At 71.5% G+C, this 22,372-nt stretch carries 17 protein-coding genes; 7 read left to right on the plus strand and 10 right to left on the minus strand.

The features are described from left to right. Positions 1–112 precede the first annotated feature (112 nt). The 5 genes from WMF46_RS28425 to WMF46_RS28445 all read left to right on the plus strand — a co-directional run bounded on the left by WMF46_RS28425 (position 113) and on the right by WMF46_RS28445 (position 9,117). Positions 113–1,882 carry a MutS-related protein gene (locus tag WMF46_RS28425; protein ID WP_437980068.1) on the plus strand — a complete coding sequence of 590 codons (1,770 nt, stop codon included), beginning with the start codon at positions 113–115 and terminating at the stop codon, positions 1,880–1,882. A 1-nt stretch (position 1,883) separates the two neighbouring features. Next, entirely contained in the window at positions 1,884–2,867 is a 984-nt protein-coding gene (locus WMF46_RS28430) for a hypothetical protein (RefSeq protein WP_437980069.1), read from the plus strand. 789 nt (positions 2,868–3,656) lie between these two features. Further along, on the plus strand, positions 3,657–4,136 hold the full coding sequence (locus tag WMF46_RS28435) for a hypothetical protein (RefSeq protein ID WP_437980070.1): 480 nt from the start codon (positions 3,657–3,659) through the stop codon (positions 4,134–4,136). Continuing rightward, entirely contained in the window at positions 4,133–6,283 is a 2,151-nt protein-coding gene (locus WMF46_RS28440) for an ATPase domain-containing protein (RefSeq protein WP_437980071.1), read from the plus strand. The genes WMF46_RS28435 and WMF46_RS28440 overlap by 4 nt, the downstream gene beginning before the upstream one ends. A gap of 11 nt (positions 6,284–6,294) precedes the next feature. Continuing rightward, positions 6,295–9,117: an ATP-binding protein gene (locus WMF46_RS28445; RefSeq protein WP_437980072.1), complete on the plus strand. Its 2,823-nt coding sequence runs from the start codon at positions 6,295–6,297 to the stop codon at positions 9,115–9,117. A 200-nt stretch (positions 9,118–9,317) separates the two neighbouring features. On the opposite strand, the gene holA is transcribed toward WMF46_RS28445, so the two are convergent. Together holA and WMF46_RS28455 are read right to left on the minus strand one after the other, a co-directional pair. Then, the gene (holA, locus tag WMF46_RS28450; protein ID WP_437980073.1) at positions 9,318–10,376 is read right to left on the minus strand and encodes a DNA polymerase III subunit delta; all 1,059 of its coding nucleotides are present in this window, start codon (positions 10,374–10,376) and stop codon (positions 9,318–9,320) included. Between the two features lie 109 nt (positions 10,377–10,485). Further along, a complete protein-coding gene (locus WMF46_RS28455; RefSeq protein WP_437980074.1) occupies positions 10,486–11,010 on the minus strand; it encodes a hypothetical protein in 525 nt (174 codons plus the stop codon). 54 nt (positions 11,011–11,064) lie between these two features. On the opposite strand from WMF46_RS28455, the gene WMF46_RS28460 reads away from it, so the two are divergent. Next, on the plus strand, positions 11,065–12,321 hold the full coding sequence (locus WMF46_RS28460) for an SLC13 family permease (protein ID WP_437980075.1): 1,257 nt from the start codon (positions 11,065–11,067) through the stop codon (positions 12,319–12,321). A 58-nt stretch (positions 12,322–12,379) separates the two neighbouring features. Here WMF46_RS28460 and WMF46_RS28465 read toward each other — a convergent pair whose 3' ends face one another. Further along, positions 12,380–12,577, minus strand: a complete 198-nt coding sequence (locus tag WMF46_RS28465; RefSeq protein WP_437542073.1) for a hypothetical protein — start codon at positions 12,575–12,577, stop codon at positions 12,380–12,382. A 291-nt stretch (positions 12,578–12,868) separates the two neighbouring features. Between WMF46_RS28465 and WMF46_RS28470 the strand changes: the two genes are divergently transcribed. Then, on the plus strand, positions 12,869–13,630 hold the full coding sequence (locus tag WMF46_RS28470) for an SDR family oxidoreductase (RefSeq protein ID WP_437980076.1): 762 nt from the start codon (positions 12,869–12,871) through the stop codon (positions 13,628–13,630). A gap of 54 nt (positions 13,631–13,684) precedes the next feature. On the opposite strand, the gene WMF46_RS28475 is transcribed toward WMF46_RS28470, so the two are convergent. From WMF46_RS28475 to WMF46_RS28505, 7 genes are all read right to left on the minus strand, one after another. Beyond that, a complete protein-coding gene (locus tag WMF46_RS28475; RefSeq protein ID WP_437980077.1) occupies positions 13,685–14,407 on the minus strand; it encodes a hypothetical protein in 723 nt (240 codons plus the stop codon). After that, positions 14,394–15,728 carry a B12-binding domain-containing radical SAM protein gene (locus WMF46_RS28480; protein WP_437980078.1) on the minus strand — a complete coding sequence of 445 codons (1,335 nt, stop codon included), beginning with the start codon at positions 15,726–15,728 and terminating at the stop codon, positions 14,394–14,396. Before WMF46_RS28480 ends, WMF46_RS28475 begins: the two co-directional genes overlap by 14 nt. Positions 15,729–15,885: 157 nt before the next feature. Then, positions 15,886–16,728, minus strand: a complete 843-nt coding sequence (locus WMF46_RS28485) for a CPBP family glutamic-type intramembrane protease (RefSeq protein ID WP_437980079.1) — start codon at positions 16,726–16,728, stop codon at positions 15,886–15,888. A gap of 52 nt (positions 16,729–16,780) precedes the next feature. Then, positions 16,781–17,752 carry an OmpA family protein gene (locus tag WMF46_RS28490; protein ID WP_437980080.1) on the minus strand — a complete coding sequence of 324 codons (972 nt, stop codon included), beginning with the start codon at positions 17,750–17,752 and terminating at the stop codon, positions 16,781–16,783. A gap of 17 nt (positions 17,753–17,769) precedes the next feature. After that, the gene (locus WMF46_RS28495; protein ID WP_437739762.1) at positions 17,770–18,171 is read right to left on the minus strand and encodes a DUF4398 domain-containing protein; all 402 of its coding nucleotides are present in this window, start codon (positions 18,169–18,171) and stop codon (positions 17,770–17,772) included. 102 nt (positions 18,172–18,273) lie between these two features. Beyond that, a complete protein-coding gene (locus WMF46_RS28500; RefSeq protein ID WP_437980081.1) occupies positions 18,274–20,196 on the minus strand; it encodes a DEAD/DEAH box helicase in 1,923 nt (640 codons plus the stop codon). A 250-nt stretch (positions 20,197–20,446) separates the two neighbouring features. Next, positions 20,447–22,324, minus strand: a complete 1,878-nt coding sequence (locus WMF46_RS28505) for a glycoside hydrolase family 9 protein (protein ID WP_437980082.1) — start codon at positions 22,322–22,324, stop codon at positions 20,447–20,449. Positions 22,325–22,372: the final 48 nt, after the last annotated feature.

Raw genomic sequence — 22,372 nt, forward strand, 5'->3', positions numbered from 1 at the left:
GTCCGAGGGTACATCAGCGCGGTCGCGAAGGCGGTCCCACGGCGGCACGGGGGGAGGCGCGGGTTTTCGCGGGAGACGGGGAACTTTTCCCGCGGGCGCGGGTCGTCTGCTCATGCACCCGATCCGCGCGCAGGTCCCCACCGAGAGCATTGCCCGCCCGCCCGAGCCCGGTAGGCCCCACGCGCCCGAGGTGCCCCACGCGCCCCACACACCCGCCCTCCCGTCCACGGACAAGATCCCCAGCCTGCTCTTCGTGGACCCGCCCGCGCGGACCGATCTCGACGAGCTGCGACAGTCCCTCTCGTTCGCGTTCACGAGCGGCGTCTCCGGTGGGCTCTTCAGCCAGGCGCTCGATCGGGCGCCCATCGCGCCCTCCACGTGGGATCCGAAGAGCTTCGCGCCGGACCTGTTCCTGGAGGAGCTCGTGGCCCGGTGCTTCCGTGTCCGCGTCGGGGGGCACGAGGCCGTCGTCAACCGAGGGTTCATCCTCCGCGTCCTCTCCCGGCCCCCGAGCGACACGCGCGTGACCGAGCTCCGGAGGGGGATCCTCCACGAGCTCTCGGGCTCACCCACGTTTCGCGCGCAGATCGAGAGGCTCTACACGGCCTCGTGCCGGATGCGGGGCGCGCTCGAGGGCGCGGTGGCAGGGAAGAAGTTCGATCCGACGCGGCGGCAGCTCGACGTGCTCGCGATCGTCAAAGAGGTCTTCGACCTGATGAGCGCGTCGTTCGAGGGCGCGCGATCGGGCCTCGCCCGGCTGCGCGACTTCGGCCAGGCGGTGCAGGCGACCGAGGGATATCGATCGATGGCCGATCTCCTCGATTACGACGAGCACCTCGCGACGCTCCGCCTGGACATCCGCGTCGGCGCCGACGGCCGCATCCGAGGCTTCGACGTCGTGACCGTCCGGGAGCGGCAGGAGAACCCGTTCGTGCTGTCGCCGGTGCGGCGCTGGCTCGCGAAGCTCGAGATGTTCTTCCGCGGGTACAGCTTCGGCGACGGAGAGGTCATGGCGAGGCTCGTCGACGCGGTGTTCGAGGGCGTCGAGGATCAGGTCGTCAAGCTCGTCCCGCTCGTCGGAGAGATGGAGGTCTACCTGGGAGCGCTCGGCTTCCGGGATCTCGCCGAAGCGGCGGGGCTCGAGGTCTGCCTGCCGGAGCTCCGGTCCGCCGCGGAGGGCGAGCGCGTGCTCCTCGGCCTCTTCAATCCGCTCCTCGTCGCCGGCGGAGGGAAGGCGGTGCCGTGCGACGTCGTGACCGATCGGGCCGACACGACGCTCCTGGTCACGGGGCCGAACTCGGGCGGAAAGACGCGCCTGCTCCAGTCGGTGGCGCTGACGCAGCTCCTCGCGCAGGCGGGCATGTTCGTGCCGGCGCGCAGGGCGAGCGTCGCCCGCGTCCCGGGGCTCGTGGTGTCGCTCATCCAGGAGACGAAGTTCGATCAGAGCGAGGGGCGGCTCGGCATGGAGCTCCTCCGGATCCGGGCGCTCTTCGAGGAGCTCGGCCCGGGAGCGATGGTGATCCTCGACGAGCTCTGCTCGGGCACGAACCCGTCCGAGGGGGAGGAGATCTTCGAGCTCGTCGTCACGCTGCTCGAGAAGCTCCGCCCGCAGGCGTTCATCACAACGCATTTCCTGACCTTCGCGGCGCGGCTCGATCGGGAGAAGGCGATAAGGAACCTCCGGTTCGTCCAGGTCGAGCTCGACGCGGCGCAGAAGCCCACGTACCAGTTCGTCGACGGCGTGGCCGCGACCTCGCTCGCCGCCCAGGCCGCGGCTCGGCTCGGCGTGACCCGCGGCGAGCTCGAGGGCCTCATCGATCGCAACATCGATCGCAACCAGCTCGCGTCCCGAGGGCTGTCCGGCGTGGGTCGGGAGAGCTGACATGGCGACGTTCCTCACGACGGAGCGGATGAACCCCGCCCTCCGCGCGCGCGTGGAGCGGGCCGCCAGCCACCGGACGCGGGCGCGCCATCATGCGGCTCGAGCCGGGATCAAGGGGACGTTCGCGAGCGACAAGCGGCTCGGGCGCGCGCGGCTGTTCACGCTGCTGACGGCGGCGGCCGTCGTGCTCCTCGCGATCGCGATGTACGTCCAGGATCGCCGCGCCATCGAGGCCGAACGGCGCGCCCTTCTGGCCGTGCTCGACGAGCGCCGCGCGGAGTTCCCGGCGGGCCACGAGGGCTTCGTCGAGGCGACGGATCGCTGGATCGGCGAGGCCGCGAGCGACGGGGACCCCGCCGATGTCGTCGACCCTTCGCTCCGCGCTCCAGGGGCCCTCGACGCCCTGCTCCGCCGGCCCGCGGTGTACGTGCGCGCTCCTCGCGCCGAGCTGCGCGACGCTCGCAAGATCGACGACGCCGCGCGCGGATCCGACAAGGATGCGTTCCTCCTGTGCCTCCTGAAGCCCCCGCCCACGTCCGAGGAGCGCGATCTGCTCGCGAAGGTGCGAGGCGTGTATTTCGGCGGGACCAAGGTCGACGAGGAGACAGCGAACGTCCGCCGGCTCGCCGAGGCGCGGCTCGGCCTCGCGGTGCTCGGCCCCGTGTTCGAGGGCTCGGTGCGCGCGGCCCGCGACGTCGCGTCGGTGAAGAGGCACCGCAAGGAGCTGGATCGCTCCCCGATCGAGCTGGCGAAGAAGGCGGCCGGCGCGGAGGTGCTGATCATCGTGGCCGAAAGCCCGGTCGAGAACACGACGTCCGCGAGCTCGGCGCGCGTCTCGCTCGTGGATCTCGCGGCGAAGAAGGTTCTTTTGCGCGTGGGCCGGCGGGTCGACGAGCAAGGGCTCTCGCCGACGGGCGTGCTCCATCGCGAGCAGATCGAGGGCTGCGGCCTCGCCTTCGCGGTGCGGCGCAGCGTCGAGGAGTGAAGGCTTCGATCCCCGGATTGCGAGGCGGTCACCGAGCTCCGGCCCGCTCAGCGCCTGCGCCGGGTTGCTCGAGGTCGCCCGAGAGCCCGCTTGCCCGAAGCGAGAGTACGTCCTCGGGCTCGTCCGTTGCTGGGCGCGCAACACCGCCGCCACAGCCGCAGGTCGCGACGCTTTTCAGGAGGTGGTCACGCGGCTTGCCGGGTACGAATCGCTTGCACGACAAGCCAACGATCCCGAACTGGCAGACTACCTTCAGAGGTTTGGCTCTTATGGAGTCCCGACTTGGCTTCGCGCCCGGCGGACTCATCGTTGCTATGCCCCTGTCTGAACCATGCATCCACGGATCCCACGGAGGACCGATGCTCGTTCTATCGTCGCTTTTCCAGCAGGGTGGGTGGATCGCATGAGGATCCTCGGTTACCTGAGGCGGGCATGGTGATTTGCCGTTGACGGCCTCGAATCATTTCTTTCCCGTTTCATGGGACGATTTCAGGGCGGGAGCCGCGAGGAATCCAGGAAACCCGCGGCGCGCTCCAGCACGGTGAGGCGCGGCGGGGACGCGTGGCGGACACGCGGCGGACACGCGGCGGACAGCGCACCGAGGCCTCGCGACCCCGCCGCTGCGGACGGACGCTGAGCGCCCGCGCGGAGCCGGGCGATCATCAAGCAGACGAAGCACCGAATGAACGGCCGCATGCGACGGCGACCTTGACGCGCGTCGCGCGGCACGCTCCTATGCCGCTGTGCTCCGCCCAAGCGCTCAGCGATCCCCAGACGCGATGTAGCGCCATGCGTGATGCGAACGGGCACAGCGGCTGCGTCGATGCGTGGATGGAGCGGGCTGCCGAGGGCTTGCCAGCCGAGCGTCTCATCCAGGTTTTCGAACGCGCCTTCGCCGCCCTGTGGCGGCGCGCTCTGGTCACCCTCGGAGAGGTCACGCTCGGCGCTATCGTGGATCGCGTGCTCTACAACGCCTCCGAGCGATACACGATGCTCTCGTCCCTCCGTGTGGAGTCGACCGGGCTCTGTTGCGAGACGCTCCACGAACGCGCCGGCGGCCTGCGCCGCGACCAGCTCGCGGAGGGGATCCGGTTCATCATGATCGAGTTCCTCGTCGTCCTCGGCAACCTGACGGCGGAGATCCTCACGCCGGCGCTCCACGCGGAGCTCTCGAATATCGCGCGGGAGGATTTGGGCGGGACCGAGGGAGGGCCGGAGAGCGCGCCCGGGCACCACGAGGGCGAGGACGGCGAGGGAGCTGAGTCATGACGAAGAAGACGGCCATCGCGCGTATCGAGACGGGGGTGCAAAATCTGGATGCGCTGATCGGCGGTGGACTGCCGAAGGGCTCGGTCGTCGTGATCGCCGGCCCGCCGGGCGCGGGCAAGACGATCCTCACCCAGCAGATCTGCTTTCACAACGCCTCGGCCAAGGCACGGGTCCTCTATTTCAACACGCTCTCGGAGCCCACCGCGAAGACGCTGCGCTACCTGAGGCAGTTCGACTTCTTCGACGCCAAGCAGATCGACGAGGGAATCCAGTTCGTGGACCTCGGCGTCATCTTTCGGACGAAGGGCCTCGACGGGACCTCGGCGCTCGTCATGGAGCACGTCAAGAAGGTCAAGCCGGCCATCGTCGTCATCGACAGCTTCAAGGTCTTCGACGACCTCGCGAAGTCGAAGGAAGAGCTCCGGAAGTTCGGCTACGAGATCGCGATCAGCCTCATGGCGTGGGAGACCACCACGTTCCTCCTCGGAGAGTTCGGGCAGAGCGAGATCGAGACGAACCCCCTGTTCTCGATCGTCGACGGGCTGTTCATGGTCAGCCAGCGCCAGGAGTCCGGCGAGCAGCGGCGGGTCATCCAGGTCCTCAAGATGCGCGGCACCGACCACAGCCGTGACGAGCACTCGTTCGTCATCACGCAGGCCGGCATCGACGTGTTCGCGCCCCGCCTCACCATCGACCGGGCGGACGTCGGGGGCAAGGAGCCGCGCCTCAAGACCGGCATCTCGCGGCTCGACGACCTCCTCGGAGACGGGATCCCACGCGGCTCCAGCCTCCTCATCGCCGGCGTGGCGGGGACCGGCAAGACGGTGCTCTCGCTCGAGTTCATCTACCGGGGCGCGAAGGCCGGCGAGAGGGGGATCTTCTTCTCCTTCGAGGAGACCGTGCCGCGGCTGCTCGCGACCGCCCGCGGTCTCGGCTGGGACCTCGACGCCGAGATCGAGCGCGGGATGGTCGAGATCGTGTTCATCCCGCAGCCCAACATCATGGTGGAGGGGCACCTGCTCATGATGAACAAGCGGATCCTCGCCATGAAGGCGAGGCGCGTGGTGGTCGATTCGGTCTCGGTCTTCCTGCACAAGGTCAAGGACCCGCAGGTCGACCGGGAGAAGATCTTCCAGCTCGCGAGCATCGTCCACAACGCGCAGGCGGTCGGCTTCTTCGCCACCGACATCCCCTACGGCGCCAACCAGATCAGCCGCTTCGGCGTCGAGGAGACCGTGGTCGACGGGGTCGTCCTCCTCTCCTCGACGGAGGAAGGGCTCGAGCGCCAGCGCTACATCGAGATTTACAAGCTGAGGAACACCGCCCACCTCAAGGGTCGACACAGCATCATGATCGGCCCGGGCGGGATCATGATTTATCCCCGATACAGCGCGGAGGCGGCGTTCGCCGAGCCGCCGCTGCCCCTGGAGACGGAGCGGCGCCTGCCCTCCGGGGTACCCGGGTTCGACGAGCTGCTCGGCGGAGGGCTGCTCCAGCGCAGCGTCACCCTCCTCTCCGGGAGCGCGGGGATCGGGAAGAGCACCCTGTCGCTGCAGTTCATCCTCGAGGGCTGCAAGCGCGGAGAGCCGGGGCTCTACGTGGCGCTCGAGGAGGGGCCCGCACAGATCCTCCGTGCCGCGGGCGCCCTGGGGCTGCCCCTCCAGGAGGCGACCGAGCAGGGGCTCGCCGAGGTCATCTATCTCTCGCGGGATCGCGTCCGCCCCAGTCAGCTCCTCTCGCTCCTGAGCGACAAGATCCGCGCGCAGAAGACGCGTCGGTTCGTCCTCGACAGCGTGAGCCAGCTCGAGACCGAGGGCATCGCGGAGGATGAGCTGCGGCAGCTCCTCTACGCCTTGGTCACGCGGTTCAAGGCGCTCGACGTGACCAGCCTGCTCACGCTCGAGTCGAACGCGATGTACTCCAGCGAGACCGTCACTGACCGCCAGTTCTCTCCGGTGGCCGACAATCTCGTCGTGCTCCGGTATACGCGCTTGCCAGGAGAGATCCGGCCGACCCTGGTGGTCGTGAAGACGCGCGGCAGCGCGCACGACTTCGGCGCCTACTACTTCACCATCGGGGAGGGAGGCGCCCGGATCGGGGAGCGCGCCGGCGAGCCGTCCCTCTTGCCCGCGAAGAGCAAGGCATAGCGGGGGCGGGGATGAGCGCCGGTCGTCGGACGAAGGAGCCGCCGAGACCTCCCCAGGAGGAACGGCGGCGCGGCGACCAGCACACGGAGGAGCAGCCGGCGCGGCGCGGGGGCGACAGCTCGGCCTCCGAAGGTATCGAGCGCGCGTCTCCTCGCGTCCAGTATCTCTACGAGATCAGCAAGCAGCTCACCCACTTCGAAGGCGCCGAGCGGACCGTCCCGGCGATCCTCGCGATCCTCGGGCGGGCGCTTCCCCTCCGCACCGCGCTCCTCATCGTGGAGCTCTCAGGCCGCCCTGAGCTGGAGACCATCGTCTGGCGTGCCGAAGAGGTCAGCGCCAGTCGACTCCAGGCCGCGAGGTCCCATGCCAGGGCCTCGTACGCCTATCTCGCCGGATCGGATGCTGCGCGGTCGGTCGACCTGGAGGGCGAGCCGACCACGACGAGCGTGCCTTCCGGACAGCCAGCCAGGGGCCATCGGGCGGAGGCCGAAGAGCGCGGGGACTTCGTCCTCCTCCCTCTCGTCGTCGGCCGGCGGCCGATCTTCGGCGCTCTCCAGGTCGAGGGTGCCGCCCGTCTGGAGGAGCCGGACCTCGCGTTCGTGAGCGCGGTGGTGAACCAGCTCGCGATCGCGCTCGATCGCCAGGCGGCCATCGACGCCAGGCAGGCGGTCGCGGAGGCAGGGCGTGAGCTCGCCCAGCGGAGACAGGCCGAGTCCGACAAGCACCGGGCCGCCGCCGAGGCGCTGCGGCAGCGCTACGAAGCGCTGGTGGACAACCTCGATCGATCGTTCGTGTGGGAGGCCGACGCGCGCATGTTCCAGGTCTCCTACGTGAGCGCGCGGGCCGAGGAGCTCCTCGGCCATCCGCGCGAGCGGTGGCTCGCGGAGCCCGACTTCTGGAGCCGCTGCGTCCACCCGGACGATCGCGGCGCGCTCGAGCAGACGTTTCGAAGGACGCTGGCCTCCGAGCGGGATCAGCGCTGCGACCATCGCTGTCGGACGGCGGACGGTGGCGTGCTCTGGCTCCACACCCGCGTGCACCTGGAGAAGGACGGCGCCGGCGGGCCTCGGCTTCAAGGCGTCTCGATGGATGTCACCCCCGCGAGGGTGGCGGAGGAGAGGGTCCGTGACCAGCTCGAGTTCACGCGCGCGGTGACCGGCAGCATCGGCGAGGGCGTGCTCGCGATCGATCTCGAGGGGCGGATCACCTTCTTCAACCCCGCCGCCGAGCGCCTGCTCGGCTGGACAACGGAGGAGGTCCTGGGGCGAGGCGTTCAGGAGGTCATCCAGATTCAACACTCGACCGGGACGTCCATACCCGACGAAGAGCACCCCGCGCTGCGAGCGATCCGCACGGGCGAGCCGGCCCGGGACGACGATGACCTGTTCTTACGCCGGAATCGAGCGGCCTTCCACGTCAGCTGCACGTTCGCCCCTCTGAAGCGAGCAGGGCAGGTGTCGGGGGCGGTGCTCGTCTTCCAGGACATCATGGAGGTGAAGCGCGCCGAGAAGGCGCAGCGATTGTTCGCGGAGGTCAGCGCGGTCCTCGGCGCGTCGCTCGACTACGCAGAGACGGTCGCTGCGATATCGCGTCTGTTCGTGCCCGCCCTCGCCGATCTCTACTTCGTCGATCTGGTCGAGGAGGACGGCCGCGTCGAGCGCCTCCCGCCGAGCTCCGCCGACCCCGCGAAGCAGGGGCCGGCCGAGCGGATGGAGCAGATCACCGAACCGCCGGGCCGGGAGACGCCGCAGGCGAGGGTGCTGCGGACGGGCGAGCCGCTCCTCATCTCCGCGATCACCGAGCCCGCCCTGAAGGCCATCGCCCAAGACCTGGGCGACCCAGAGGCCCTGCACGCAGGAAGCTCGGGATCGGTCATGGTGGTGCCGCTCCTGACCCGCGGGCGGACCACGGGCGCGCTCACGTTCGTGGGGGGGGAGTCGGGCCGCCGCTACTCCATCGCCGATCTGGCGGTGGCCGAAGAGGTGGCGCGCCGGACCGCCATGGCCCTGGAGAACGCGCGCCTGTACCAGCAGGCGCGGCGGGCCATTCGCACGCGGAACGATCTCCTCGCCGTCGTCTCTCACGACCTCAGAAACCCGTTGAGCACCATCCTGGTGGCCTCGGCTCTCCTCATGCAGACGTTGCCAGCCGGCGAGTCGGGAGCGCAGGACAGGAACAAGGCCGAGATCATTCGCGCCGCTGCGCAGCGGATGCTCCGGCTGATCGGCGACCTGCTCGACGTCGCCGCCATCGAGGCGGGTCGGCTGTCGATGGTGATACAGAGGCAGGCGGCGGTCGCCCTCGTCCACGACGGTGTCGCGATGGAGCAGATGCTGGCGACGCAGAAGCACGTGGTGCTCGAGGGCGAGCTCCCCGGCGGGGGCAGCTTCGAGGTGCTCTGCGATCGCGAGAGGGTCCTCCAGGTCCTGGCGAACCTGATCGGCAATGCCATCAAGTTCACGAGGGCGGGAGGGACCATCACCGTTCGAGCGGAGCCACGCGGTCAACAGGCGCTCTTCGCCGTGGTGGACACAGGGCCGGGGATCCCTCCGGAGCAGCTCCCTCACGTCTTCGACCAGTTCTGGCAGGCGGAGGAGACGGCGCGTCTGGGGACCGGGCTGGGGCTCACGATCGCGAAGGGCTTCGTGGAGGCCCACGGCGGGAAGATCTGGGTGGAGAGTCGGCCTGGAGTTGGCACCACGTTCTTCTTCACGCTCCCGCTGGCCCCGCCGGAGGGAGCGCAGGGTGCACCGCCCCATGAGTTCGAGGCTGACCAGCGCGAAGGACGATCCTCCCGCTCAGGTCATCCAGCTGGCCAAGCTCGGGCGCGGTGATGCACAAGATGAACGGCATCGAATTGCTTCAGCAAATGCGCGCCGATCCCGCGCTCAAGGCCACGCCGGTAGCGCCTCGATGCGCGCGTCGAGGCCGTTCTTGTTGGCGGCGCGAAGGACATCGGCGGCGCGCACGGAGCCACCCACGGTGACGCTCTCGATGAGCGCGCGGCGCCCCCCCCCCCCGCACGCTCTCCCGCTCAGCGCGCGCACATCTCCATCAGCATCGCCTCCAGCACCGCCTGCGCGGGGCGGCGGCTGCTCTTCAGCGCGAGATCCGTCTCCGCGAGCACGCGCATCCAGCCGGCGAGCGCGCCCTTCGGGAGCTGGCGGACCGACTGCGCCACGTCGTTCGCCTTGAAGGGGGCCACCCCCGCGCGCTGGGCGGCCTCGGACTGGCTCGCGCCCCCGGCGAGCGCCGACTCGAACTTCACCATCTGCCGCACCGACCAGGAGACCGCCCCGAGCAGCCGCAGCCCGCCGTCGCGCGGATCGTAGGCGTCGGCGAGCGCCGCGAGCGCGCGGTCGAGGCGCCGCTTCCCGAGCGCGTCGATCAGCTCCCAGACGGTGCTCTGCCGGATGCGGATGACGATCTGGGCGATCGCGTCCTCGGTGATCGGCTGCTTCGGCCCGACGTACAGCGAGAGCCGCTCGAGCGCGTCGACCACGTAGCCGAGCTCGGGCCCGGCGAGCTCGGCGAGCTGATCGGCCACGTCGGGCGCGATCGGGTTGCCCTTCTCGCGGGCGACGGTCGCGATGAAGCCGGGCAAGGCGCGGCGGTTCAGGGGCTCGCACGCGACAAGGAAATCGCCCTTCTTGGCGGCGGTGACGAGGCGGCGCTGGCCGTGGAGCTTCGTCGCGACGAGCACGAGGACCGCGCTCGGCGACGGCGCCTTGGCGTACTCCGCGAGCGCGTCGAGCGGGCTGAGCTGCTTCGACACGCCCCGTTTGCCGCTCGCGCCGCTCGCGCCGCGGTCGTCGTCCCCCTCGCCGTCGTCGCCCTCGTCCTTCTTCTCCCAGCGATCGACGCCGCGGACGAGCACGAAGCGGCGCGGGCCCATCATCGGCAGCATGCGGGCGGCGCCGAGGATCGACTCGACAGGCGCGTCGCCCGCGGTGAACTTGTCCTCGTTGAAGCCGGCGACGCCCCCCTTGGCCGCCGCTTCCCGGATCGCGCTCACCACGCGATCGACCAGCCAGCGCTCCTCCCCGAGCACCAGGTAGACCGGGCGGAGGGCGCCGGTTGTCGCTTCCTTCAAGGCTTGGTCGGGCGTCACCGCTCCGGCATCGGGCGTTCAGGCAGGTGCGTCAAGGGCGCCGCGCTCGCCCCCGGCGCCGGCGGGCCCGCGCCCTCGGACCTCCCCTCGATCACGGCAGCGAGAACGGGACATCGACCCGCACGTTCGCCCCTGGCGGCGCGACCGCGACCGACGGCAGCGCGGCGACCAGGCAGGCGGTGACCTCGGGGCGCGACGCCTCGCGATCCTCGATGATGCCGCGCGCGAGCTGCCGGCCCTGCGCGTCGAACGTGAGGTTGAAGACGTACTTCACCTCGCGCGGCGCCGGCTGCGCCGCGATCGCCGGCTTGTAGCAGCGCTCGATCAGGGCGGGCCGGTGCGCCTCGAGCGCCCGCGCGGCCTGCGTCGCGACCTCGTCGCGCGCCACGCTCGGCGCGGGCGCCTGGACCGGGCGCGCCGGTGCGCCCGCTCCAGGCACCCGAGCCGCCGCCCCCGCGGCGGACGCCGCATCGGCTGGCGGCTCGGGCGCTCCCCCGGCGGGGCGCCGGTCCGCGGGGACGCCGGCCGGGCCGTGGCGAAGGCCGAGGTAGACCGCGGCGGCGATCATGGCGCTGCCGAGGAGGATCGCGGTGGGGGTCGAGAGCTGCCTTCCCATGCCTTGGCATTCCCAGTTTGACAGGATCCCCCCCGACCACTCTAGATCCGCGCCGTGTGGTCCGTCCTGCTCGTATTCGCCTTCACGTACATGCTCATCGCGGCGCGGCGCCTGTCGATCCTGCCCATCGGACGCCCGGCCGGCGCGCTCGCGGGCGCGTGCGCCATGGTCTTCCTGAGCGCGATCCAGCCGGGCGCCGGCCTGGATCCGCACGAGGCGTTCGCGGCGATCGAGCCGAACACCATCGGCCTCCTGCTCGGCATGATGCTGCTCTCGGCGTCGCTCGACGCCGCGGGGGTGTTCGAGCGCGCCGCCGCGTGGGTCGCGCAGCGGGACCTGTCGCCGGTCCGCCTGCTCTACCTCGTCACGGTGGGCTCCGGGCTCGCCTCCGCGGTGCTGCTGAACGACTCGGTCTGCGTGATGCTGGCGCCGCTCGTCGACCGGACCGCCCGGCGCGCGGGGCTCGAGCGGGCGCCGTACCTCCTCGCGCTCGCGATGGGCGCCAACGCCGGCAGCGCGCTCACGCTCGCCGGCAACCCGCAGAACATGCTCGTGGGCCACCTCTCCGGCATCTCGTACCGCACGTACCTGCTGGAGGCGGGCCCCGCCGCGCTGATCGGGCTCGCCGTCACGGCCGTGACGCTGCACCTGCTGCTCCGGCGCCGCATCTCGGTGCGGACGCCCGCGCCCGCGCCCGAGCCCGCGCCCGCGCCCGCGCCGACAGGAGGCGCCCGGCCGAGCGCCCTGGCGCCGCTCGCCTGCATCGCGGTCGTGTCCGTGATGTTCGTGCTCGGCGCGAACCTCGCGTGGACGGCGATCGGCGGCGCGACGGCGGTCATCCTGCTCCACCGGCGCGACGCGAACGGCCTGTTCGAGCGGGTGTCGTGGACCGTGCTCGTCTTCTTCGGGGCCCTCTTCATCGTCGTGGCGGGGCTCCAGAAGACCGGCATGCCCGAGCAGGCGCTGCGCGCGGCCAGCCCCTTCCTCCCCGCCGGGCCGACGATGGGCCTGCTCGGGCTGAGCATCGCGATGCTCGTTGGGTGCCAGATCGTCTCGAACGTCCCCTTCATCCTCCTGGCGGACTCGTACATCCGCAGCCAGCCGGATCCGCACCTCGCGTGGATCACGACGGCGCTGGTGTCCACGCTCGCGGGCAACCTCACGCTGCTGGGCTCGGTGGCCAACATCATCGTGGTGGAGACGGTGGGCGCCGAGCGCGAGATCGGCTTCCGCGCTTACGCCAGGGTGGGTGTCCCGGTGACGCTCGCCTCGACCGCCGCGGCGCTGGCCTGGCTCCTCCTCGTACGCTGAGCCGCGCCGCCACGGCGCGACCCGGCCGCGCCGCCACGCAGAGCAGGCGCCGCGCCGATCACAGCGGCGCCTGCTCGCGCAGGCGCAGGCGGCGATGCCGCACCCCGCCGCGCGCGAAAGGACGCCGCCCCGGCGGCCTGCGCCGCACGTCGAGCCACGCGTGGATCACCGTGATCCCGACGGCCGCACAGAACACAGGCCCCATGGCGAGCATCACCAGGAGCCGCAAGGCTTGCCGGATCGCGCGCTTGTTCATGTGGCCCAGCGTACCATCCTCGGTGGGCCCAGCAGCGGATTGAATTGAAAAACTTCAACTGTGCTGCTGGAAAGACCCATGCTCAAGTGCCTGCGCGGAAAAATCTTGTATTGCTGGATCCTGCTCGTTTACAGCTGGGGGTGGTCGATCTCGACCCGCTGTCGGCCCTCTGCCGCGCGGCGAGCGGTCCGCGCCCGCGCGGCAGGGAGGCCCCTGGAGGCGCGCCTGTGCGGCCGCTCTCCTTCGCGGCGGCGAGCGAACCGCGGTCACCCATCTCCTGGAGAAGCCTGAATGGCGCACCAACTATCCAAACGAGTCGCCCTGGTCACCGGCGCTTCCCGCGGCCTCGGGGCGGCCATCGCCCGCAAGCTCGCGGCCTCGGGCGCGCGGGTGGCGGTCAACTACTTCGGCAGCGGCGAGCAGGCGGCGCGCGTGGTCGAGGACATCCGCCAGGGCGGCGGCGAGGCCGAGGCGTTCCGGGCTGACGTGCGCGACGAGCAGGACGTCGCCCGCCTCGTGGGCGAGGTGCAGGCCCGCCTCGGCCCCGTCGAGGTGCTCGTGATCAACGCGACGGGCCCGCAGCCGTTCGTCAAGCTGGAGGACCTGACCTGGAAGCACTGCCTCGACCAGCTCGAGTTCTTCGTGAAGAGCCCGCTCCTCCTCGCGAAGGCGGTGGTCCCGGGGATGAAGGAGCGCCGGTCAGGGCGGATCATCAACATCGGGTCCGAGGTCTTCGAGCAGGGCGTCCCCGAGTTCTCCAGCTACGTCTCGGCGAAGGGCGCGCAGCTCGGCCTCACGCGCTCCTGGGCGATGGAGCTCGGCCCGCACGGGATCACCGTCAACCAGGTGTCCCCCGGCTGGGTCGTCGTCGAGCGCCACATCCAGGAGGGCGCGAGCGCCGAGGCCATCGAGGCCTACCGGGCGAGCAACCCACTCCGGCGCATGGGCACGCCGGACGACATCGCCGAGGCCGTCGCCTTCCTCGCGTCCGACGCCGCCGAGTTCATCACGGGCCAGAAGCTGTCCGTGAACGGCGGCAGGACCCTGGCCTGACCGCCCCCAGGGAGGGAGAGCAGGACCCGCGCGTCCCCTGTCTCGTGGATCGGGTCAGCGATTCCGGCGGCCCGCTCCGCCGCGCCACCACCGCGCCTTCACGACGAGCACCCCGTAGACGACAAGGAGCGGACCCACCGCGAGGTGCGAGAGCAGCGCGAGCGCCAGGAGCACGCCGTTGACGCCGTCGTCCGGGCTCTTGGCGCGATCGCGCAGCCCTCCCATGATCTCGATCACGCCGGTGGCCAGGTTGAAATACGTGAGTCCTGTCACGATCAGCGCGAGGGGCAGGAGCGTCGCGGTGATCACCGCGGGCCAGCGCAACCCCACGCCGCGCCGGAGATAGTGAACGAGCAGCGCGACGCGCCAGCCAGCGACGACCGAAAGAAACCCGAGGTTGATCTGGATGGCCACGGGCATGGAGGTGAAGCGCTCGACCGGGATCGCATAGAGCGCCGCCGGGGGCGCCGTCATCGTGATGACGGTCAGGAGCTTCGCGTACGAGAGCCGCAGCTCACCCGGGCGCCGGAGCGGCGCCACGACGATCCAGAGAAACGCGCTCAGGACGATGGCATAGACGACCGAGCCAAGGCCCGTCTTGCGCCAGGCGCCGGCGACCGGATCGTCCCAGAACCGCCCGACGCCGACGAGCCAGGTGCAGGCCAGGCCGAGCGCGAGGTGCCGCCCGTCGAGGCGCGCGAGGTCGTCGGGCGAGAGCCGGAAGGTGAGCAGCCGCCCCGCGGCGCAGGCGAACGACGGTCGATCAGGATCGCGCATGCCGTCCCCTGCGGGCGCGTGTGGCGCGGCGAAACCGGCTGCGCCGGCGCGCGGTCTCCCCCGGACTGTAAAGCTCGCTCATCAGCCAGCGGAACCCTCGCTCTAGCGCCTCCACGCTCATGCGCGCTGGCCTGAAGGTCACGTCGAACAGCGTGCACGCGTCCCAGAACACGGGGCGGAGCAGCCGCCCCTGCACCTCGAGCGCGCGGTGGAGCGCGGTCCCCGGGAACGGCGTGAGCACCGTGATCTGCACCTCGGCGAGATCGCACTCCCGGGCGAACGCGAGCGTGCGCTCGAAGACGCCTTCATCGTCCTCGTCGAACCCGAGCACGAAGCAGCCGTTCACCGGGATCCCACGCTCCTGGATGCGGCCGACCGACTCGACGTAGCGGGCCCGCTCCGCGGCCTTGAACCCCCGCGGCTCCGCGGCCCGGAGCGCGCTCGGATTGACCGACTCGAGGCCGATGAGCAGCTCGGCGCAGTTGGACTCGGCGAGCAGATCGAGGAGCTCCGGATCGTCGGCGACCGAGATGTCCGTCTCGGTGAACCACGCGATCGGGCGCGCTCGCCCCGCGTTGAACTCGACGAAGAGCCGCGCGAGCTCCCGCGCCCAGGGCTTCTGCACGAACGTGTTGTCGTCGGCGAGCTCGAGGAACGGCTGCGGCCACGCCTCGATGATGGCGTCGAGCTCACGGCGGATGAGCGGGATGGGCTTGCGCTTGTAGGGGCTGATGAGCCGCGAGGCGGCGCAGAAAGTGCAGGCGAGCGGGCAGCCGCGCGTGGTCTGGAGCGTGAACCGATTGTACCGGGCGACGTCGAGCAAGTCATAACGCGGCACCCGGGCGCCCTCGATCGGAAACGCGGGCCACGCGCCGCTCCGGGCGCTGTACAGCGGCCGCAGCCGGCCCTCGTCGAGCTCGTGGAGCAGCGCCGGCCAGAGCAGCTCCCCCTCGCCCTGGATGACCGAATCGGCGTGCTGCGCCGCCTCGTCGGGGAGCGCGGAGGCGTGCAGGCCGCCGAGGACCACGGTGACGCCCTCGGCGCGCAGCCGGTCGGCGAGCGCGTAGGCGTCGAGCGCGCGCGCCGCGAGCGACGAGATGGCGACGACATCGTACCGGCCGTCCACGATGCGCGCGACGTCCGCGTCGGCGATGGCGTCGAGCTCGCGGTATTCCACCTCCCAGCCCTCGGGCGTGTGCGCGGCGATCGTGAGCAGCCCCAGGCTCGGCAGCGACGCGATGACCTCGCTGCGCTCGACGAAGCCGGGCAGCGTCAGCCCCAGGCGCGCGAGCTCCTCGTCCTTGACCCGGACGCCGCTCATCGCGAGAAGAAGCGCGCGTCGCGACCTTCGCCCCATCGTCGTCGCAGGAGGCATATCGCGGTCCTTCCCGGCGGGAAATGAAGTTCGTGCGAGGAGCACGCAGCGCAGCCGGCCGCGAGACGCCTGCTCTACGCGGCGAGGCGGCGGCCGCGCGTCGTCATAGGCGCCCTTGATGCCACAAGGAGAGCAGGTCCATCGACGTCGCGACGACGATGTGGATGGCGCAGCCGCCCCAGATGGAGTCGCTCTTCAGGCTCACCGTGCCGAGGATGAACCCGGCGAGCACCGAGCCGAGCGCCTCGGGCAGCGGCTTGCCGAAATGGATCATCGCGTAAGGCACCATCATGGCGAAGATCGACGAGTAGCCGAGCGCGCGGCGGATCCCGTGGAGGAAGAAGCCGCGGTAGAAGAACTCGAGCGCAACGAACTGCGCGGCATAGAGCGCCTCCCACGCCCAGAGCCAGGGCCACGGGCCCTCGCCCGGCGCGAGCTTGTAATAGGGATACTTCGCCTGGAAGGCCGGCGAGAGCGACGCGGCGAAGAGGAACGGCGCCATGACGACGAAGAGGAAGCCATAGACGGGCAGGTGCCGCGCCGTCCCGCGGACGCGCAGGCCGAAGCTCCGGATCGGCGCCCGCAGCACGAGCTTCGCGACGACGAGGGTCGGTATCAGATAACCGACGAGGCGGCCGAGCGCCCAGACGATCCGCTGGTGAAAGCGGCGATCCGGCGACGTGTTCAGCGCGTCGTGGAGCCTCGCCGCGGCGCCGTCGAGGCCCACGGCGCGCAGGCCATCGACCATCCAGCGCGTGTCGTTCTCGTTGCCCGCGAACCGGACGAAGATGAGCACCCCGATGACGGTGAGGAACACGCACACCATCCGGCGGGTGACCTCCCCCGCGGGCGTGGTGGCCCGGTGCTGCGCCGCCTCGGCGTCGAGCCGATCGCGCAGGTCGATGACGTACTCCTGCCAGATCCGGCGGAAAAAGCGTCCGATCACGCGCCGTGCTTATCACCGCCGGCGCCCCCGACACAACGTGGGGCAGGCGCTTCTACTGCTGGGTGGTGGGATTGACGATGATCTCGACGCGCCGGTTGTTGGCCCGGCCCTCGGTGCTCGTGTTCTCCGCCACGGGGCGGTCCGGCCCGTGGCCGACGGTCGCGATCTTGTCCCCGGGCAGCCCCGCCGTGATGAGGTGGGCCTTCACGGAGTCGGCGCGCTCCAGCGAGAGCTTGCGGTTCGCCTGGGCGGAGCCGGTCGAGTCGGTGTGCCCCTCGATCCTGATGGGCGGCGACCCCTGGTCCTTCAGCGTGGCCGCGACCTGGCTGAGCTTCTCCTTGGCGATCGGCAGGAGCTCGGACTTGCCCGAGGCGAAGAGCACCGCGCCGGAGAGCGTGATGACCACGCCGCGCTTCTCCTCCTTCACCGCGGCGATCTCCTTGAGGCTCGCGAGCGCCGCGTTCGCGACGCGCTCGGCCTCCCGCCGCGCCGCCTCGGCCTCCTGGCGGCCCTTCTCGGCCGCGGTGCGCGCGCTCTCGGCCTGCAGCCGCGCGCTCTCGGCCTGCTGCTGCGCGGTCTCGGCCTGGGCGCGCGCGTGCCGCTCCCGCTCGATCTGCTGCTGGCCGCTGTGCAGCGCCTCCCTCGCGCTGGCGAGCTGCTGCTGCGAGAGGTCCTTGAAGGCGTCCTCGGCCGCGGCCTTGTCGCGCTGCGCCTGCAGCATTGCCGCCGCCGCCTCGGCCTCCTGGGCCTTGCGGTCGGCGATGTACGCGAGATCGCGCGTCTGCGGGGCCTCGGGCTCCTCGCCGAACGCCCCCTCGGCGCGGGAGAGCGCCTGCTTCGCCGTGTCGAGCTGGGCGGGCGCGAGGCGCGAGGCGGCGCCTTCCGCCGCGCGCCTGTAGCTCGCGCGGGCGTCGACGAGCTCCTTCGGCGGGACCGCCGCGCCGCACCCCGACGCCGCGTAGAGCGCGGCGCACAGGGCGAGAGACCGGGCAGGCCAGGACGGGTTCTTCACCAGAGATGCCATCACCATCACCTCTCGCTTCACTTGACCCCCGCCTGCTTCATTTTCTCGACCTGCTTCAGCGCCTCCTGCGCCTCGGCCTGCGTGGAGCGCGCCTTCGCGAGCGCCAGCGCGAGCTCGGCGTCGGCCTCGGCGCGCTGGAGGAGGCGCGTGGCGGACTCGTTGTCCTCGGCCTGCATCTGCTGCTTGGCCTTCTCGAGCTGCTCGCGCGCGAGCTTCAGGTGGAGGGTGGCCTGCGGGTCGGACCCGGCGCCCATCTCGTCGGCCGCGCGGATGGCGGCCTGGGACGAGGCGAGCTGGTCGTTCGGCGGAGGCACGGTGCCGCCGCACGCGGCGAGCGCAAGACCGAGCACTGCAGCGAGCACCGCGGCCGGGCTCGCGAGGCGGCGTAGGGGTGGCTTGTTGTTCGGGCTTCGGTTCACCCGGCCGTTGTACAACACCCGAGGTCTCCGAGAAATCAGGAAACCCCTGCCGTTGCGAGCGATCTCAGCCGTCTGCCTCGGTCCGCCGCGCCAGGACAGGCGCTACTCGACGCGCATCGAGCTCGCGCGGACGATGCGGATCCGCGCGTCACGCGCGTCGGGCTGGTTGACCGCGCGCGCGAACTCGGGCGCGGCCGGGGAGGCCACCTCGACGACGGACGCGGTGGAGCCGATGCGGATCGCGCCGATCTGCTGGCTCGACACGCCGCCGCGGCGGCACACGAGCGCGAGCAGGCGCCGGGGGTCGGCGCCGTGGCGCTCCCCCCAGTTGACCTGGAAGGGCACGAAGGGGAGGCGCGGGGCCTGCTCCCCGTTGCCTTGACGAGCGGCGGGGCGAGCGCGCGGCGGCGCCTCGGACCAGGGCGGCGCAGCGGACCGGGCGCGCGAGGGCGCCCCGGACCAGGGCGGCGCCGACGGCCGGCCGCGCGACGGCGCCCCGGACCAGGGCGGCGCAGCGGACCGGGCGCGCGACGGATGCGGCTCGGAGCGGGGCGGCGCGACGGCGGTGACGGGCTGCGGAGCGCAGGGGCCGGTGTGCTTCGCCCGCGCGAGGAGGGCCGCGACGAGCTCGGTCGCGTCCATGTCCGCGAGCAGGCGGGCGGCGAGCTCCCTGTGCCGCGCCTCGGGCGCTGAGCCGGACGCCTCGCGCGGGGCGCGCACGTTCGCGTCGACCGCGGCCGCATCGACCGCGTCGACCGCGACGGCATCGCCCGCGACCACGTCGCCCGCAGCCGCGCCCTCCCGGCGCGCCGGGGCGAGCTCGGCGGCGAGCCGCTCGTCGGCGGCGCGGAGCACGTCGTCCGGCGACGGCGCCGGCCGGAACGTGGCCTCGACGCGCGCGCGCCGGAGCAACCTCAGCGCGTGCTCTCGCGCGAACGGCGCGACGAGCAGCACGCTCGTCCCCTTGCGGCCCGCCCGGCCGGTGCGGCCGCTCCGGTGCGTGAAGATCTCGGGATCGCCCGGGGGATCGGCGTGGATGACGCGCCCGACCTCGGGGACGTCGATGCCGCGCGCGGCCACGTCGGTCGCGACGAGGGTCGTGACGGCGCCCGAGCGAAACGCGTCGAGCGTGCGGGTCCGCTCGCGCTGCTCGAGGTCGCCGCTCAGGGCGCGCGCGGGCAGGCCGAGCGCGGTGAGCTTGTCGGCGAGCTCGGCGGCGCCCTCGCGGGTGCGCACGAAGACGAGCGTGCGCTCGCCGGGCGCGAGGAGCAGCAGGTTCACGACCGCCGCGTCGCGCTCGGCCGGCAGCACGAGGTGGGCGACGTGGGCGATGTCGCCGTTCGCGGCGCCGGGGCGCGTGCCCTCGACGCTCACCGCGTCGCGCTGGAAGCGATCGGCGAGCGCGCGGACCTCGCGGGAGAAGGTGGCCGACACGAGGTGGGTCTGGCGCTCCTGGGGCATCTTGCCGACGATCGCCTCGAGGTCGTCGCGGAAGCCGAGGTCGAGCATCTGGTCCGCCTCGTCGAGCACGAGGGAGAGGACGCCGCGGGGGTCGAGGGTCCCGCGCTCCAGATGATCGAGCAGGCGGCCGGGCGTCCCGGCGATGACAAGGGGGTCGCGCCGCAGCGAGCGCGCCTCGGCGCCGAAGCTGGTGCCGCCGGTGACGCACGCGACGCGCGCGCCGAGGGGCGCGAGCAGCCAGCTGAGCTCGCCGGCGATCTGCGCGGCGAGCTCGCGCGTCGGCGCGATGATCACCGCGGCCGGAGCCGCCACGGTGCGCGGCGCGCCGTCGGCCGCGGCCGCGGCGGCGCGGTCGGCGAGCGCGCGCTCGAGGCGGGGGGCGAGCGCGAGGCCGATGGCCACGGTCTTTCCGGAGCCGGTCTGCGACGAGACACGAAGGTCCCGCCCGGCGAGCTCAGGGGCGAGGACAGCCTGTTGGACGGAGGTGAGGGAGGTGAAACCGCGGCGGGCGAGGGCGCCCGCGAGCGGCGCGGGCAAGGCGTCGAGCGATGAGTCTGGATTCATGAAAGCCGCGCAACCTAGCAGAACCTGGACGGTTGTCGCGGCCAATCGCGTACCGAGCGTGGCGCGGCGTAGCGCAGCGCAGCGCTCCGGGCGGCGGGGAACTCCCCCGCCCTGCCGGGATGAAGGAACCGCCAAGGCGCCATAAGACGCCACAAGACGCCAATATTATTGGTTTTCTTGGCGTCCTTGGCGCCGTGGCGGCTCAAAAGCCCCCACCTTCAGTCAGCGTGCCTCACCGCCGCGCTCCGGGTCACTGGGCGCTCGCCTTGGCCTTCTCGTCCAGCCAGGCCACCGTCCACGCGAACGGGCTGTTCCAGTTGATCGTGATCTCGTTCGCCGACCACGCCTCGATGTGGTCGATGTAGCACTTCTGCGGGACGCACTTCGCGCGGTCCTCCGTCGCGTCGAGCGCCTCTTTCGCCACCGGATCCTCCAGCCCGGAGTTCGGCCCACCGGAGACCGCGCCGGGAGGAGCGGACGGGAACGACGCGTCCAGCTGGTGCGCCCAGAAGCGATGATGCGGGTTCTCGAGCGGCTTCTCGCCGTAGCCGGAGACATAGGACTTGTCCATCGGGTTGCGCCCGAGGAGGTAATCCGCGCCCGACGCGACGCCGTCGAAGTACTTTTGCTCGCCGGTGAAGTCGTGGGCGAGCGCCAGGACAAGCATGTTGTTGAGCACGAACGAGTTGGAGCCCCAGGGATACCCTCTCTCGTTCGCCTTGAAGGGCACCCGGTACCCCTCCGCCCCGATGACCTCGAGGTACTTGTCGGCGATGGCGACGAGCTTCGTCCGGGCCGCCTCACGCTCCGCCGCGGCGTGCTGGGCCTCGACAACGGCGAGCGAGATGGCGCCCAGCCCGTCGACCTGCCCCCACGTCATGGCGCTGAACGTGCCGTCCACGCCGCCGAGCTCCTCGTTGTAGGGCGACGCAGCGAGCTCGGCCTGATACGTGGCGTTCTCGGTGGTGAGGAAGAGCTCGGCGGCCGCCCAGTAGAACTCGTCGCTCAGCTCGGCGTCCCCGTAGCCACCGCCGCCCACGACGCCGCTCTCGTCCGGCACGACCTTCGGGTTCGCCTTCGCCGCGGTCCACGCCCGCGTCGCGGCCTCGAGGCACTGGGCCGAGAACGTGGGATCGAGCTCGCGCCAGATGCGCGCGGCCTGGGCCGCGGTGGCGGCCAGGTTGAGCGTCGCCGCCGTGCTGACCGGGCGCAGGAAGCGCGGCTGCGGATCCTCGTGCGGCGGCAGCGGCAGGCCGGTCCACTCCAGGTCGTGGATCTTGTGGTGCACCATGCCCGCGGTCGCCTGGCCTTCCGGCACCTGCATCGCGAGCATGAACTCGATCTCCCACCGGGCCTCGTCGAGGAGGTCGGGGATCTGGTTCGCGTTCTCGGGGATCTTCAGCTTGCCGTCGCCGAAGTCGTCCGCCGTGGACCCGAGCGCGACGAAGCGCTCGTACTGGTTCAGCAACGTCCAGGCGGAGATACCGCCGTTGACCACGTACTTGCCGTGATCGCCGGCGTCGTACCACCCGCCGGTGACGTCGAGCGTGTACGTGCAGCCGATATCCGCGCCGCAAGGGGCCTCGTCCGGCAGGTGCCCCGCCGGGCGCGCGTGGTCCGGGCCGACATACTGCTCCAGGATCTCGATGCCGGAGCGGTTGTGATAGAAGTACGCGAGCGCGTCGTACTTCATCTGAGAGTAGATGGTCGCGCCCACGTCGAACGGGTGGCTCGACACCTCCCCGACACGGAGGGTGTACCCCTCGCCGGGGGTGGTGAAGCCGCTGAAGTCGATGGTGTGCACGTGCTCGCCGGAGCTCGCGTCATCGCCCACGACGCGGGTCGCCCCGCTGGCGACCACCGTGCCGCCGGCATCGACGAGCTCCCACGCATGCGGCTTGTCGGCCTCGGCGACGACCGTGGCGACCTTGGCGGCGGCCGGCAGGTACCCGACCTGGTTGACGCGGATCAGCTCGGTGCCCGACGGCGGCACCGTCTCGATCGGCGCCTCGCCCCCCGTGCCGCCCGTGCCGCCCGCGCCGCCAGAAGCCCCCGCGCCGCCAGCGCCGCCATCGCCGCCCCCGCCACCCGCGCCGCCGGAAGCCCCCGCGCCGCCCGCGCCGTCCAAGGGGCTATCGTCGCCGCAGCCAACAGCGGTGAGGCCGCCCGCGAGCGC

It is taken from the genome of Sorangium sp. So ce117 (assembly GCF_051524395.1).
In the GTDB taxonomy this organism is placed as follows: Bacteria; Myxococcota_A; Polyangia; order Polyangiales; family Polyangiaceae; genus Sorangium; species Sorangium cellulosum_B.